Genomic DNA, 13,111 nt, shown 5'->3' on the forward strand with positions numbered 1-13,111 from the left:
CACCGATGAGCACCAACCCGTTCGAGGACCCGCAGGGCCGCTTCCTGGTCCTCGTCAACGACGAGAACCAGCACTCGCTGTGGCCGTCCTTCGCCGAGGTCCCCGCCGGGTGGCGGACCGTCTTCGGCGAGGACACCCGTGAGGCGTGCACCGCGTACGTCGAGGAACACTGGACGGACCTGCGCCCGGCGAGCCTGATCACGGCCCAGCAGGCCTGACACCGGCACCTTGAGGCCGCCGCCCCCGAAGCCCGAGGCTTCGGGGGCGGCGGCTTTTCCCGCGCCCTGTATTCAGCCCCTCCGGCGTTCGAGGAGCGGGGGGTTCGGGGGGCCCCCGATTCGGGAAGGGGCGGGGTAGGGGAAAGACTCGCCGGACACGGCACCCCGGCATGCAGAAGGGGCCCGGACCGTGCCGGTCCGGGCCCCTTCGGGGTGTGCGGGGGCTACCCGTACGGCGTCACGCGTCGCCGCGGCTCGCCGACCAGGCCGCCCACAGAGCGGCGTAACGCCCGCCCGCCGCGACGAGTTCGTCGTGCGTGCCGGTCTCGACGACGCGGCCGCCGTCGAGGACGACGACCCGGTCGGCCGTGGCGGCCTGGGGCAGCCGGTGGGCGACCATGAGGCCGGTGCGGCCCTCCAGCGCGCGTACCGCGGCGGTCTCCAGGACGCGCGCACCCGCGCTGCCGGCGTCCGCGGTGGCCTCGTCGAGGATGGCGATGGGCGGGTCGGCGAGCACGAGCCGGGCGAGGGCGAGGTGCTGGGTCTGGGTGACGGTCAGCCGGTGACCGCCCTCGCCCACGACCGTGCCGAGCCCGTCGGGCAGGGCCTCCACCCACTCCAGCGCGCCCACCGTCCCGAGCGCCGCGCGCAGTTCCTCGTCCGTGGCGCCCGGCCTGGCGAGCCGCAGGTCCTCGGCCAGCGGCCCGGCGAACACGTGGACCTCCTGGCTGATGAGGGTCACCGCGCGCCGTACGCCCGCGGGGCCCAGCTCCCGGGCGTCGACGCCGCCCAGGCACACCGATCCGCTCGCCGGCTGGTGGATGCCCGCGATGAGCTTGGCGAGGGTCGTCTTCCCCGCGCCGCTCGCCCCGACCAGGGCGACGCGCTCCCCGCAGCGGACCTCCAGGTCCACGTCGGAGAGCACGGGGTGGCCGTCGACGTACGCGTGGCTCAGGGCCGACACCTTGACCGACCCGTCCACGGGAGCGGGGCCGCCGCTCGCGGGCTCGGCCGCCACGGGGAGTTCGGACACGCCCACCAGCCTGGCGAGGCTGGCGCCCGCGGACTGGGCGTCGTCGATGAGGAAGAGCGCGGCGTTGATCGGGTTGAACAGGCCGTGGAAGTAGAGCGCCGCAGCGGTCGCCGTACCGATGCTGACGGCTCCGCGGTCGACCAGGAAGAACCCCGTGACGAGGACGGCGGCCAAGCCGATGAACTCGGCGGCGTTCAGCCGGGAGAAGAAGCCCGACACCAGGCGGATGCCGCGCAGCGCCAGGTCCACGGCGTCCTTGGACCGCCGCTCCAGAAGCCGCCCGTGCCGCTCCTCGAGCCGGAAGGCCCGTACGGTCCGTACGCCCCCGATGCTGTCCAGCAGCTGGTGCTGGAGGGCGCCGGTCGCCACGCGGTGGGCGGCGTAGATCCGGGTGGCGCGCGGGATGTACCAGCGGACCGTCAGGACGTGGACGGGCACGGCCAGCAGCACGGCGCACAGGAAGCGCCAGTCCAGCACGGCGAGCCCGGCCAGCGTGAGCACGATGGTGAGCAGCGCGCCGGCGAACTCGGGCAGCGCCTGCCGCACCGCCTTGCCGATGATGGTCACGTCGCCCGTCACGCGTGACGTCAGGTCCCCCGAGCCGGCCTCCTCGACCCGCTCCAGCGGCAGCCGGAGGGCCCGGGCGACGAACCGTTCGCGCAGGCCGGCGAGGACCGTCTCGCCCAGGCGGGCGACCAGCGCGGCGCCGATCGCCGTGGCGATGCCGCGGCCCACCGCCACGACGAGGAGCAGCGCCATCGGCACCAGCAGCGCGTCGGGCCCGCGCCGCTCCACCACGAGGTCGACGATCCGGCCGAGCAGGGGGGCGGTCAGCAGGCCGATCCCCGTTCCGACGACGAGCACGGCGACCGACGACAGGGCGAGCAGCCGGTGAGGTCGCAGCAGTCCCCGGAGCGCGGCGAGGGTCCGCGCTGCGGAGGCGGTGGGCAGCAGCGCACGCTGCTCCGCGGTGCTTTCGCTCATGGGACTTCCTTCTCGACCGGGCAGATGACCGCCGCCGCCGTCATGGGTGTGATGGTCGCCGCCTCCGGTCGCTGCGGGGCCGCTTCGAGGTACGCGGCCGCGACCGTCGGACGCGGGGGCGCCCCCTTGGCGTACGTGGTCGCCGCCTCCGGGCAGGGAAGCACCGCTTCGAGGTGCGGCACCGCCGCCCGTCGGCGCGGGCGTGCCGCTTTGGGGCGCGGGTGTGCCGCCTTGAGCTGCGGTGGTGCTGCCTTCCGCTGCGCGGTCGTGGCCTTGAGGCGCGGGGGCGCCGGCTGCGCGTACGCGGTCGCCGCCTCCGGTCGCTGCGGGGCCGCTTCGAGGTGCTGGGGTGGCGTCCTCAGGCGTGCGGGCGCCGCCCCCGGGCGCGGGGCCCGGTTCGACGTCCGATGGCCCCGTCGTGGAGTTCGCGGTGGTCACGCGAGCACCACCGCCCGGTACGTCTCGTCGGACGCGACCAGGACCGGGTGTGTGCCGTCCGCGGTGACGGTGCCACCGTCGAGGACCAGGACGCGGTCCGTCTCGGCCAGCAGGGCGGGGCTCGTCGTGACGAGCAGGGTGGTGCGGCCCCGGCGGAGTTCCCGCAGGCGGAGGGCGATCCGCGACTCGGTGACCGTGTCGACGGCGGTCGTCGGGTCGTGCACGACGAGGACGGGCGGATCGGCGGCCAGCGCCCGCGCGAGCGCGACCCGCTGACGCTGTCCGCCCGACAGCGAGCGGCCGCGCTCGGCGAGCACGGTGTCGGCCCCGTCGGGGAGGTTGCGGGCGACGTCGTCCGCCGTGGCGGCGTTCAACGCCCGTGCCACGTCCCGCTCCGCGTGTTCGTGTCCCGCGCGGACGTTGTCCAGGAGGCTGCTCTCGAACAGGGCGGCGTCGTGGTGCGCGACCAGGACGGCACGGCGCGCCGTGCCGGGGGCCAGTTCGGTGAGCGGCACGCCGTCGAGTTCGACGGCCCCCTGCTCCGGGTCGACTTCACGGCCCAGGCAGAGCAGCAGGTCGTGTGCGGCGGCCGGGTCCTTGCTGACGACGCCGACGAGGCTGCCGGGTGCGATCTCGGCGTCGACCCCGCGCAGGGCCCCTTGGGCGAGGCCACGGAGGCGGAGGCCGCCGGCGAGCGGTTCGGGGAGCCGGCCGCGCCCGTCCTCGACGGCGGGCGCCGACGCGAGGACCTCGGCGATGCGGTCCGCCGACGCCCGGCCGAGGGCGAACTCGCCGTTGACGTACGTGAGCATCTGGAACGGCCCGAGGAGGTACTGCGCCAGCCCCACCGCGGCCACGAGTTCACCGACGCTGATCGAGCCGCGGATCGCGAGGTGCGCGCCGACGAGGCCGATGACGGCGATGAAGATGCCGGTGAGCGCGAGGATCGCCCCGTCGTGCCAGGCGCGGCTGCGGGCCGCGCGCAGGGCGGCGTCGAGCGATTCTCCGCTGGTGCGCCGGTAGCGGGCCTCCGCCGCGGCCTCCGCCCCGATGCCCTTCAGCACGCGCAGGCCGGCGACCAGATCGGCGGCCACCCCGGAGGCGCGGGCGGCCCGCTCCTGCTCCACTTCGCTGCGCCGCTCCAGCGGCCGGCTGATCAGGTGGCCCAGCCACAACAGCGGCGGCACGCCCAGCAGGATCAGCAGGCCGAGCGGAACGGATATGCGCAGCAGGGCCACGGCGCTGATGGCGAGCCCGGCGAGGGCCGAGACCGCGTACGCGAGGGCCGCGGCGACCGCGCCCACGCGGGCGGCGTCGCCGGTGGCGACCGCGGTCAGCGCACCCGGCAGCCTGCCCCGGTCGGCTCCGCCCCGCGGGTCGAGCACGCGTGCGCCCAGCTCGAGCCGGAGCCGGTGGGCGGCGTGCTCACCGGATCCGTCCGTGATCCGGGCGGCGGTCCGGTAGCAGGTGGAGAGCACGAGGAAGAGGACCCCGAGGGCCAACAGCCACCACAGGAGCGCGGAGGAGGAGCCCGTCGCGACCGCCTCGTCGATGACCAGGCCGATGACGACCGGGACCAGGGCCTCACATCCCTGGTGCGCCATGCCGAGAAAGGAGGCCGCGACGACACGGCGGCGCTGGCCTCTGAGTGCTCTCCGGAGGACATGGCCCCCCGTCAGTCCTCCATCGGGCATGCGGTACCTCCGACGAGATGGAATGGGGATAGTTAGGTAAGGCTACTCTAATAAGAATGGGGGTCCCTGTGGCCCCCCTGTGCACGTCGCGCGGTGGTCCGCGAAGTCGTCCGCCGGGCTCCGTAAGCGCGTTGACCTGCTCCTGCGCTTCGGTTAGCCTCACCTAAGTCGCGGGCGGGTGGCCCGTGCCGTCCCATCCTTCACTCATACACGTCGTGCCGCCACGGGCCAGGGGGTTGTCTTTGTCGGTCGGAACCCAGGCGGCGACGGGAACGAAGGGCCCGGACCGGTCCGTGTCCGGTCCTCGCCGCTCAGCGTCCGCTCTCCGGAGCATCGGGCTCCTGGTCACCCTCGGGGCCCTGGTCCTCGTCGGACTGCTCAGCATCTGGCTCGGCACCAGAGGCATCCCCTTCACCGCCACCTGGCACGTGCTGTGGAACCCGGACGGCTCCGAGACGTCCGTCATCATCCACGACTACCGGATTCCCCGCACGCTCCTCGGCCTCCTCGTCGGAATCGCGCTCGGCCTGTCCGGCGCCCTCATGCAGTCGCTGACCCGCAACCCGCTCGCCGATCCCGGCCTGTTGGGCGTCAGCCTCGGCGCCTCCTGCGGCGTCGTCATCGCCATCGCCTTCTTCGGCGTCGGAACGGCCCTCGGCTACGTCTGGTTCGCCTTCGCCGGCGCGGCCGCCGCCTCCGTCCTCGTGTACGTCCTCGGCTCGTCCGGCCGCAAAGTCGCCACGCCCGACCGGCTCGTCGTCGCCGGAGCGGCGGTGACCGCCGTCCTGTACGCCTTCAACTCGGCCGTCCTGCTCCTCAACCCGAAGGCCTTCGACCAGTTCCGGTTCTGGACGGTCGGCGCGCTGTCGGGCCGCCGCATGGACATCGTCCTCATCATCCTGCCCTTCGTCGCCGTGGGACTCGTCCTCGCCCTGGCGCTCGCCCCCGCCCTCAACGCCCTCGCCATGGGCGACCAGATGGGCCGCGCACTCGGCGTCGACGTCAACAGGACGCGCGTGCTCGGCGCCATCGGCGTCATGCTCCTCTGCGGCGCCGCGACCGCGGCCGCCGGACCGATCGGCTTCGTCGGGCTCGTCGTACCGCACGTGGCACGCTTCGTCGTCGGACCCGACCAGCGCTGGGTCCTCGCCTACTCGATGCTCCTGGCGCCCGTCCTGCTCATCGGCGCCGACGTGCTCGGGCGCGTGCTCGGCGCACCGGGCGAGGTCCAGGTCGGCATCGTCACCGCGTTCGTCGGTGCGCCCCTGTTCATCGCGCTGTGCCGCCGTCGAAAGCTGGTCATGCTGTGAGAGCCGTACGAGAACCGATGCCGCCCGCGACGGACAGCGCCCCCGCGGTGCCGCAGCCGCGCGTCATCACCGGCCGTGTCCTGCGCACCCGGTCCGGGAGCGTCTCCCTGCGCCTCCAGGGCCGTGCCGTCGCCGTCTCGGTGCTGCTGGCCGGCGTGCTCCTGGCCGTCATGGGTGTCACGCTCACCACCGGCGACTTCGAACTCTCCCTCGGCGAAGTGCTCGACGCCCTGTTCGGCAGCGGATCGGGAGCGGCCGACTTCATCGTCAACACGCTCCGCATGCCACGGCTGGTGACCGCGCTGTGCGTCGGCGCGGCCCTCGCCGTCAGCGGTGCCATCCTGCAGAGCCTGACGGGCAACTCGCTCGGCAGCCCCGACATCATCGGCTTCACCAACGGCTCCGCCACCGGCGCCCTGGTCGTCATCGTCGTCCTGAACGGCAGCATGACCCAGATCGCGCTCGGCGCCCTCGCCGGCGGCCTCGCGACCGCCGCCGCGGTGTACCTGCTCATGCTGGGCCGGGGCCTCCAGGGCTTCCGCCTCGTGGTCATCGGCATCGGCGTCAGCGCCCTGCTGCTCGCCGTCAACTCGTACCTGATCACCCGGGCGAGCTGGCAGGAGGCGCTGGAGGCGCAGGCCTGGCTCCTCGGCAGCCTCGGCAACCGGCTCTGGATCCACGCCACCACCATCGGCCTGGCCGTCGCCGTCCTGCTCCCGCTCGCCCTCCTCCTCGCCCGCCGCCTCTCCATGGTCGAGATGGGCGAGGCCACCGCCACGGCCCTCGGCGTGAACGTGGGCCGCACGCGCGCCGCGCTGCTCGTGATCAGCGTCGCCCTGGCCGCGTTCGCCACCGCGGTGACCGGACCGATCTGGTTCGTCGCGCTGGCCGCGCCCCAACTGGCGCGCAGGCTGGCCGGCACGTCCGGTCCCGCCCTGCTGTCCTCCGCCCTCATGGGCGCCACGCTGCTCGCCCTGAGCGACCTCGTCGTGCAGCGCGTCTTCGCCCCCGCGCTCCTGCCGGTCGGCACCGCCACCGGCACCATCGGCGGGCTGTACCTGATCTGGCTGTTGGTCACCGAGTCCCGAAAGAGCCGCGCATGACTGGAACGACACAGACGACCGGGACGTCCGCAGCCGGCGGTGCCGGACGCCAGGGCGGCCCCCGCCTGCGGGCGGAGGACCTGACCCTCACCTACGACCAGCGCACGGTGGCCCAGGGGCTCGGCGTCGAGATCCCCGACCACTCGTTCACCGTGATCATCGGCCCCAACGCCTGCGGCAAGTCCACCCTCCTCAAGGCGCTGGCACGGATGCTGAAGCCGCGCTCGGGCCAGGTCTACCTCGACGGCGCCGCCATCGCCTCGTACCGCTCCCGTGAGGTCGCCCGCCGCCTCGGCCTGCTCCCGCAGTCCTCGACGGCGCCCGGCGGGATCACGGTCGGCGACCTCGTGGCCCGCGGCCGCTACCCCCACCAGCGGCTGCTGAAGCAGTGGTCCGCCGAGGACGAGACGGCCGTGACCGAGGCGATGCGGCAGACCGGCGTCCTGGAGCTGGCCGACCGGCCCGTGGACGACCTCTCCGGCGGTCAGCGCCAGCGCGTCTGGCTGTCCATGGTGCTGGCGCAGCAGACGTCCATCCTCCTGCTCGACGAGCCGACCACGTACCTGGACATCGCGCACCAGGTGGAGGTGCTGGACCTCTGCGCGGGGCTGCACGCGCGCGACGGGCACACCATCGTGGCCGTCCTGCACGACCTGAACCAGGCCTGCCGCTACGCCACCCACCTCATCGTCATGAAGCCGGGCGGCATCGTCGCGGCCGAGGGCGACCCGTCCACCGTCATGACCGCCGAACTGGTCCAGGACGTGTTCGGGCTGCCCTGCCGGATCATCGAGGACCCCGAGACGGGAACGCCGTTGATGATCCCGGCCGCCCCCAAGCGCCACGAGCCGGCCGGCGCGGGCCCCTCGCCCGCCACCATGATGGCCGCCGAGATCTCCTGACGACAGGGACGGACCGCCCATGCTCTGCACGAGGCTGACCAACGCGCACATCCTCACCATGGACCCGGACCACCCCGTCGCCCACGACCTGGGCATCTGGCGGGGGCGCGTCGTGGGCCTGGACGAGGCCGTGACCTCACTGCCCGCCCGCGAGGTGATCGACCTCCAGGGCGCCACCGTCCTGCCCGGGTTCATCGACAGCCACGTCCACCTGGCGTGGACGGGCCTCAAGGCGAGCACGCCGAGCGTCGCCCCCTGCGAGCGCGTGGAGGACGTCCTCGCGGTGGTCGAGGAGGCCGTCGCCCGCAAGGCGCCCGGCGCCTGGGTGGACATCGGCGGCTACGACCAGCGCGCCCTCGGCCGCCATCTGACCGCGGCCGAGCTGGACCGGGTCGCCCGGGACCGCAAGGTGTTCCTGATGCACGACTCCGGACACGCCTGCGTCGTCAACAGCGCCGTACTGGACCTGCTGCCCGCGGACGTCCCGCACCAGGACGGCTTCCTCGCGGAGAGCGCGATGACCGCCGCGCGGCGCCACCGCCTGCCGTACTCGCAGGCCGAACTGGCCGACGCCATCGAGCACGCCGGACGCGTCTGCCTCGCCGAGGGCGTCACCGCGTGCGCCGAGGCCGGCATCGGCGGCGGTCTCCTCGGGCACAGCCCCGTCGAACTGGGCGCCTACCAAGTGCTGCGGGACCAGGGCCGCCTGCCCCTGCGCGTGCAGCTCATGGCCGCCGGCGACACCCTGCGGCCCCTCGCCGCCCACCAGGACGACGGCATCCCGCGCGCCCTGGACCTCGGGCTGCGCACCGGCTTCGGCGACGACTGGCTCTCGCTCGGCGCCCTGAAGATCTACACGGACGGCGGCATGATGGCCCGTACGGCCGCGCTCACCGCGCCGTACGAGGGCACGACCCACACCGGCCAGCTCCAGGACGACCCCGACCGCCTGGCGGACCTCGTCGTGGACGGACACCTCGCCGGCTGGCAGCTCGCCGTCCACGCCATCGGCGACCGCGCCGCCGACCTGGCGCTGGACGCCCTGGAGCGCGCCCAGCGGCTGCGCCCCCGCCCCGGCGCGCGCCACCGTATCGAGCACGCCGGCCTGATCCGCCCCGACCAGCTCCCGCGCTTCGCCCGCCTCGGCGTCAGCGCCGTCGTCCAGCCCAACTTCCTGCGCCACTTCGGCGACGACTACGCCACCATCATGGGCGAGGAGCGCGCCCCCTGGATGTACCGCGGTCGGGGCTTCCTGGACCACGGCGTCACGCTGGTCGGCAGCTCCGACCGGCCCGTCACGGACGGATCGCCGCTGCGCGCCGTCCAGTTCATGGTCGAGCGCGCCTCCCTCTCGGGGCGGTCCATCGGACCCGACGAGGCGATCACCGTCGACGAGGCGCTGCGCGCCTACACCGTCGCCGGGGCGTACGCCTCCCACTGGGACGACAGCGCCGGCACCCTCACCCCCGGCAAGCGCGCCGACTTCGTCGTCCTCGGGGACGACCCGCGCCACGTCGACACCTCCAGGATCGGGGACATCGAGGTCGTGGCGACCTTCGTGGACGGACGCGAGGCGACGGAAGGGAAGAACCTGTGAGCACACCGGCCGGCACGCTCCAGCGGTACGCCCACCTCTGGGAGGAGCAGGTGACTCCGCCGCGGTGGGTCATCTGGAACACGGGCGACGAGGCCCTGGTCTTCGACCGGTTCCTCAACCTGCCCGCGCCCGTGGACGACCCCGATCTGGACGACGTCGTGCGCAGGATGCGCGCGGCCGGAGTGCAGGAGACCGGCGAATACCCGGGACGACCGTGCGGCTGACGACGGCTCCGGCACACCTCGGCACCGACCCCCTGCCGGACGTCTGGGAGCCCGGCACCGCGCGGCCGCACCTGTGGGCGGTCCGCGTCACCGAGTACGCGACGCGGGCCTCCGCCCAGGAGCACCTGCTCGACGGTGAAGAACGGGCCCGGTGCCAGGGCTTCGCGCGGCCCGCGGACCGGGACCGCTACCGCGTCGCCCATGTGGCGCTGCGCCGCCTCCTCGGGGCCTACCTGGACCGGGACCCGGCCGCCGTGCCGTTCGTGCGTGAGCCCTGCCCCGGCTGCGGCGCGCCCCACGGCCGTCCCGCCGTGCCCGGCGCACCCCTGCACTTCTCGCTCTCGCACGCCGGGGACGTCGTCCTGCTCGCCTTCGCCGGCGCACCGGTCGGCGTCGACGTCGAGGAGGAACCGTCCGCCGAGGTGGCGGCCGAGGTGGCGGCCATGCTGCACCCGGCCGAACGGGCCGAGGTCGCCGGTCTGCCGCTGCCGGCCCGCCCCTCCGCGGTGAACCGGTGCTGGGCCCGCAAGGAGGCGTACCTGAAGGGCGTCGGCATCGGACTGGGCGAGGACCCCTCGGTCACGTACGTCGGTACGGGCACGACGCCGGCGGCCCCGCACGCCTGGACCCTGACCGATGTGGCCTGCCCGCCCGGCTACGCCGCCGCCTGCGCCGTCCGCACGGCGAACGTCGGTACGGGGGCCACGGGGACCGGACTTGGCGACCGCCTTAGGTAAGGCTAACCTTGGCTTGTCTGTTTCATCGAGGTGAACGCGGCGGACCCGAGACCGTCACGCACGGTGGAACCCCAAGGAAGGAAAACCTTGATCACGGCCACGCCGCGCCCTGCCACGCTGCTGCCCAGCGCGCCCCACCCGCTCCTGCCGCCGCCCGCTCCGACCTTCTCGGTACGGTCCGCCGGGCCCCGCGACGCCGCCGCACTCGCCGCCCTCTCCCAGCCGTTCGTCCGCTCCGGCGCCCTGCGCGCCCGGCCGTTCCACGTCTACGCCTGGCACGCGGCCGACTTCCTGGTGGCGGAGGGCCCCGACGGCGCCCTGGAGGGCTGCCTGGCACTGCGCGTACAGCCCGAGCCGACGAGCGAGGGACGCGCCACCGGAGTCCTCTACAACTTCTGCGTCGCCCGCCACCGGCAGGGCAGCGGCCTGGGCGCACGGCTGCTGGGCGCCGCGCTGGCACAGGGCCGTTCGCAGTCGCTGGACGCGCTGTTCACGGCGACGACCGGAAGCGGTCGTCTCTTCCTGCGCTACGGCTTCACCCCGGTCCCTCAGCGCCTGGCCCCGGAGGCCTGGGCGCGAACGCTGGACCCGCGGCGCAACGCGAAAGTCCTCGCCCGCGTCCTCTGATCGCTTGCGTGCCGCCCGGAAGTGACCGCTCGTCACGGCACGGAAGCGACCGCCGGCCGCGGCACGGCAGCGACCGCCCGCCACCCCACGCAAGGGGCCCGAGCCATCCCGGCTCGGGCCCTTTCCGTTCCAGCGGTACGCCGGCATCAACCGTCCAGGATGCCCGGCAACTCCTTCACCAGACCGGCGATCTCCTCGTCCGTGACCGTCAGGGCGGGTGCCAGCCGCACGGTCGACGCGCCGGCCGCGTTCACCAGGAACCCCGCTTCCTGAGCGGACCGCTGCACCCGGGCCGCCACCGGCGCGGTGAGCGCCACTCCCAGGAGGAGTCCGGCACCCCGCACCTCGCGCACCAGGGGATGCCTCAGGTCCTCGATGCCACGGCGCAGCGCGTCGCCCTTCCGGACGACCTCCGGAAGCAGGCCTTCCGCCTCAAGGGTCCGCAGGACCGCGAGCCCCGCCGCGCAGGACACGGGGTTGCCCCCGAAGGTGGAGCCGTGGTGCCCGGGGCCCAGCAGGCCGGCCGCGGCACCGAACGCCACGGTGGCGCCGATCGGCAGGCCACCGCCCAGGCCCTTCGCGAGCGTCACGACATCGGGTTCCACGCCGGGCGCCGACTGGTGCGCGAACCAGTGGCCCGTACGTCCGATGCCGGTCTGCACCTCGTCCAGCACCAGCAGGGTCCCCGTGGCCCGGGTGATCTCCCGCGCCGCCCGCAGATATCCGTCCGGGGCCGGCACCACGCCCGCCTCGCCCTGTACCGGTTCCAGGAAGACGGCCGCCGTCTCCTCGCCGACCGCGGCACGCAGGGCCTCGACGTCCCCGTACGGCACGTGCGTCACGTCGCCGGGAAGCGGCAGGAAGGGATCGCGCTTCGGGGGCTGCCCGGTCAGGGCCAGGGCGCCCATCGTGCGCCCGTGGAAGCCGCTCTCGGCGGCGACCACGTGGGTGCGCCCGGTCCGGCGGGCGATCTTGAACGCGGCCTCGACCGCCTCCGTACCGGAGTTGGCGAAGAACACCCTGCCGTCCCGGCCGAAGAGGTCCAGCAGCCGCTCCGCGAGGGCGACGCCGGGCTCCGAGACGAACAGGTTCGACACATGTCCCAGACGGGCCACCTGAGCGCTGACGGCCTCCACGACGGCCGGGTGCGCGTGCCCCAGGGTGGTGACCGCGATCCCCCCGGTGAAGTCGGTGTACGCACGGCCCGCCTCGTCCCAGGCCGTGCGGCCGGCACCGCGGACCAGGGCCAGCGGGGGAGTGCCGTAGGTGTCCATCATCACCGCTCGCCAGCGGTCGGTGAGCGGTGCGGTTCCGTCGGTCGTCATACGACGGCCCCCTCGCCCACCGGCACGGTGTCGGGCACGACGGTCGTGCCCGGACTCCTGTCGCCGAACACGCCCCGCAGCACCGCGTGCGGAACGCGCCCGTCGAGCACGTGCGCCCGAGCCACGCCGGAGCGGACCGCCCGCAGGCAGCCCTCCATCTTGGGCAGCATCCCGCTCGCCAGGTCCGGGAGCAGCCCGTCCAGTTCCGTGGCCGTGAGGCGTTCGATCACCTCGGTGCTGTGCGGCCAGTCCGCGTACAGCCCCTCCACGTCCGTCAGCATCACGAGGCGCTCCGCGCCCAGCGCCACGGCCAGCGCGGAGGCGGCGAGGTCGGCGTTCACGTTGTAGACCTCCCCGTCCGTGCCGCGGGCGATCGGTGAGACCACGGGGATACGGCCCTGCTCCAGCAGCGCCCGCACGGTCTCGGCGTCCACGGACACGATGTCGCCGACCAGGCCGATGTCCACGGGTTGCCCGTCCACCCAGGCCGGGCGGCGCACGGCCGTCATGGTGTGCGCGTCCTCACCGGACAGGCCCACGGCGAACGGGCCGTGCGCGTTGATGGCACCGACCAGTTCGCGCTGCACCTGGCCCGTCAGCACCATGCGGACCACGTCCATGGTCTCCGGGGTGGTCACCCGCAGGCCCGCCTCGAAGCGGACCTCCAGGTCCAGCCGGTCCAGCATCGCGCTGATCTGGGGTCCGCCGCCGTGCACGACGACGGGGCGCAGACCGGCATGCCACAGCTCCACCACGTCCTGCGCGAAGGTCCGGTGGAGCGACGGATCCACCATCGCGTTGCCGCCGAACTTCACGACGACCGTCCGGCCCTGGAGCTCCTCCAGCCACGGCAGGTCTCCCGCGAGCAGATCGGCCGCGGTCACCTCCTGGTCGACGGGTGTCCCCATCCCTCTTCCCT

13 protein-coding genes are annotated in these 13,111 nt (G+C 74.0%); 8 read left to right on the top strand and 5 right to left on the bottom strand.

The features are described from left to right. Positions 1-5 precede the first annotated feature (5 nt). Complete coding sequence (locus ABEB09_RS30050) at positions 6-218, top strand: MbtH family protein (RefSeq protein ID WP_345693054.1); 213 nt, start codon at positions 6-8, stop codon at positions 216-218. Positions 219-456: 238 nt separating this feature from the next. On the opposite strand, the gene ABEB09_RS30055 is transcribed toward ABEB09_RS30050, so the two are convergent. The 3 genes from ABEB09_RS30055 to ABEB09_RS30065 form a co-directional block, all read right to left on the bottom strand. Continuing rightward, entirely contained in the window at positions 457-2,235 is a 1,779-nt protein-coding gene (locus ABEB09_RS30055) for an ABC transporter ATP-binding protein (RefSeq protein WP_345693055.1), read from the bottom strand. Continuing rightward, positions 2,232-2,417, bottom strand: a complete 186-nt coding sequence (locus tag ABEB09_RS30060) for a hypothetical protein (RefSeq protein WP_345693056.1) — start codon at positions 2,415-2,417, stop codon at positions 2,232-2,234. Before ABEB09_RS30060 ends, ABEB09_RS30055 begins: the two co-directional genes overlap by 4 nt. Before the next feature lie 252 nt (positions 2,418-2,669). Next, positions 2,670-4,367 (bottom strand): ABC transporter ATP-binding protein, encoded by a 1,698-nt coding sequence (locus ABEB09_RS30065; protein WP_345693057.1) that lies wholly within the window; start codon positions 4,365-4,367, stop codon positions 2,670-2,672. 293 nt (positions 4,368-4,660) lie between these two features. On the opposite strand from ABEB09_RS30065, the gene ABEB09_RS30070 reads away from it, so the two are divergent. From ABEB09_RS30070 to ABEB09_RS30100, 7 genes are all read left to right on the top strand, one after another. Then, on the top strand, positions 4,661-5,677 hold the full coding sequence (locus ABEB09_RS30070) for a FecCD family ABC transporter permease (RefSeq protein ID WP_345693058.1): 1,017 nt from the start codon (positions 4,661-4,663) through the stop codon (positions 5,675-5,677). Positions 5,678-5,694: 17 nt separating this feature from the next. Beyond that, positions 5,695-6,780 carry a FecCD family ABC transporter permease gene (locus ABEB09_RS30075; RefSeq protein ID WP_345693059.1) on the top strand — a complete coding sequence of 362 codons (1,086 nt, stop codon included), beginning with the start codon at positions 5,695-5,697 and terminating at the stop codon, positions 6,778-6,780. Next, positions 6,777-7,682: an ABC transporter ATP-binding protein gene (locus tag ABEB09_RS30080; protein ID WP_345693060.1), complete on the top strand. Its 906-nt coding sequence runs from the start codon at positions 6,777-6,779 to the stop codon at positions 7,680-7,682. The genes ABEB09_RS30075 and ABEB09_RS30080 overlap by 4 nt, the downstream gene beginning before the upstream one ends. Before the next feature lie 19 nt (positions 7,683-7,701). Further along, the gene (locus tag ABEB09_RS30085; protein ID WP_345693061.1) at positions 7,702-9,279 is read left to right on the top strand and encodes an amidohydrolase; all 1,578 of its coding nucleotides are present in this window, start codon (positions 7,702-7,704) and stop codon (positions 9,277-9,279) included. Beyond that, positions 9,276-9,503 carry a hypothetical protein gene (locus ABEB09_RS30090; protein WP_345693062.1) on the top strand — a complete coding sequence of 76 codons (228 nt, stop codon included), beginning with the start codon at positions 9,276-9,278 and terminating at the stop codon, positions 9,501-9,503. The genes ABEB09_RS30085 and ABEB09_RS30090 overlap by 4 nt, the downstream gene beginning before the upstream one ends. Beyond that, on the top strand, positions 9,494-10,240 hold the full coding sequence (locus ABEB09_RS30095) for a 4'-phosphopantetheinyl transferase family protein (RefSeq protein ID WP_380841693.1): 747 nt from the start codon (positions 9,494-9,496) through the stop codon (positions 10,238-10,240). Before ABEB09_RS30090 ends, ABEB09_RS30095 begins: the two co-directional genes overlap by 10 nt. A gap of 87 nt (positions 10,241-10,327) precedes the next feature. Continuing rightward, the gene (locus ABEB09_RS30100) at positions 10,328-10,867 is read left to right on the top strand and encodes a GNAT family N-acetyltransferase (protein ID WP_380841695.1); all 540 of its coding nucleotides are present in this window, start codon (positions 10,328-10,330) and stop codon (positions 10,865-10,867) included. Between the two features lie 146 nt (positions 10,868-11,013). On the opposite strand, the gene ABEB09_RS30105 is transcribed toward ABEB09_RS30100, so the two are convergent. Both ABEB09_RS30105 and argB read right to left on the bottom strand, forming a co-directional pair. Then, on the bottom strand, positions 11,014-12,192 hold the full coding sequence (locus tag ABEB09_RS30105; RefSeq protein ID WP_345693063.1) for an acetylornithine transaminase: 1,179 nt from the start codon (positions 12,190-12,192) through the stop codon (positions 11,014-11,016). After that, positions 12,189-13,100: an acetylglutamate kinase gene (gene argB / locus ABEB09_RS30110; RefSeq protein WP_345693064.1), complete on the bottom strand. Its 912-nt coding sequence runs from the start codon at positions 13,098-13,100 to the stop codon at positions 12,189-12,191. Before argB ends, ABEB09_RS30105 begins: the two co-directional genes overlap by 4 nt. Positions 13,101-13,111: the final 11 nt, after the last annotated feature.

Source organism: Streptomyces coeruleoprunus, assembly GCF_039542925.1.
Taxonomy (GTDB): Bacteria; Actinomycetota; Actinomycetes; order Streptomycetales; family Streptomycetaceae; genus Streptomyces; species Streptomyces coeruleoprunus.

Excerpts from the sequence above, each read along its gene's own strand:
- ABEB09_RS30050 (WP_345693054.1), top strand. The coding sequence starts at position 6 with ATGAGCACCAACCCGTTCGAGGACCCGCAGGGCCGCTTCCTGGTCCTC.
- ABEB09_RS30055 (WP_345693055.1), bottom strand. The coding sequence starts at position 2,235 with ATGAGCGAAAGCACCGCGGAGCAGCGTGCGCTGCTGCCCACCGCCTCC.
- ABEB09_RS30075 (WP_345693059.1), top strand. The coding sequence starts at position 5,695 with ATGCCGCCCGCGACGGACAGCGCCCCCGCGGTGCCGCAGCCGCGCGTC.
- ABEB09_RS30085 (WP_345693061.1), top strand. The coding sequence starts at position 7,702 with ATGCTCTGCACGAGGCTGACCAACGCGCACATCCTCACCATGGACCCG.
- argB (WP_345693064.1), bottom strand. The coding sequence starts at position 13,100 with ATGGGGACACCCGTCGACCAGGAGGTGACCGCGGCCGATCTGCTCGCG.
- ABEB09_RS30105 (WP_345693063.1), bottom strand. The coding sequence starts at position 12,192 with ATGACGACCGACGGAACCGCACCGCTCACCGACCGCTGGCGAGCGGTG.
- ABEB09_RS30065 (WP_345693057.1), bottom strand. The coding sequence starts at position 4,367 with ATGCCCGATGGAGGACTGACGGGGGGCCATGTCCTCCGGAGAGCACTC.
- ABEB09_RS30080 (WP_345693060.1), top strand. The coding sequence starts at position 6,777 with ATGACTGGAACGACACAGACGACCGGGACGTCCGCAGCCGGCGGTGCC.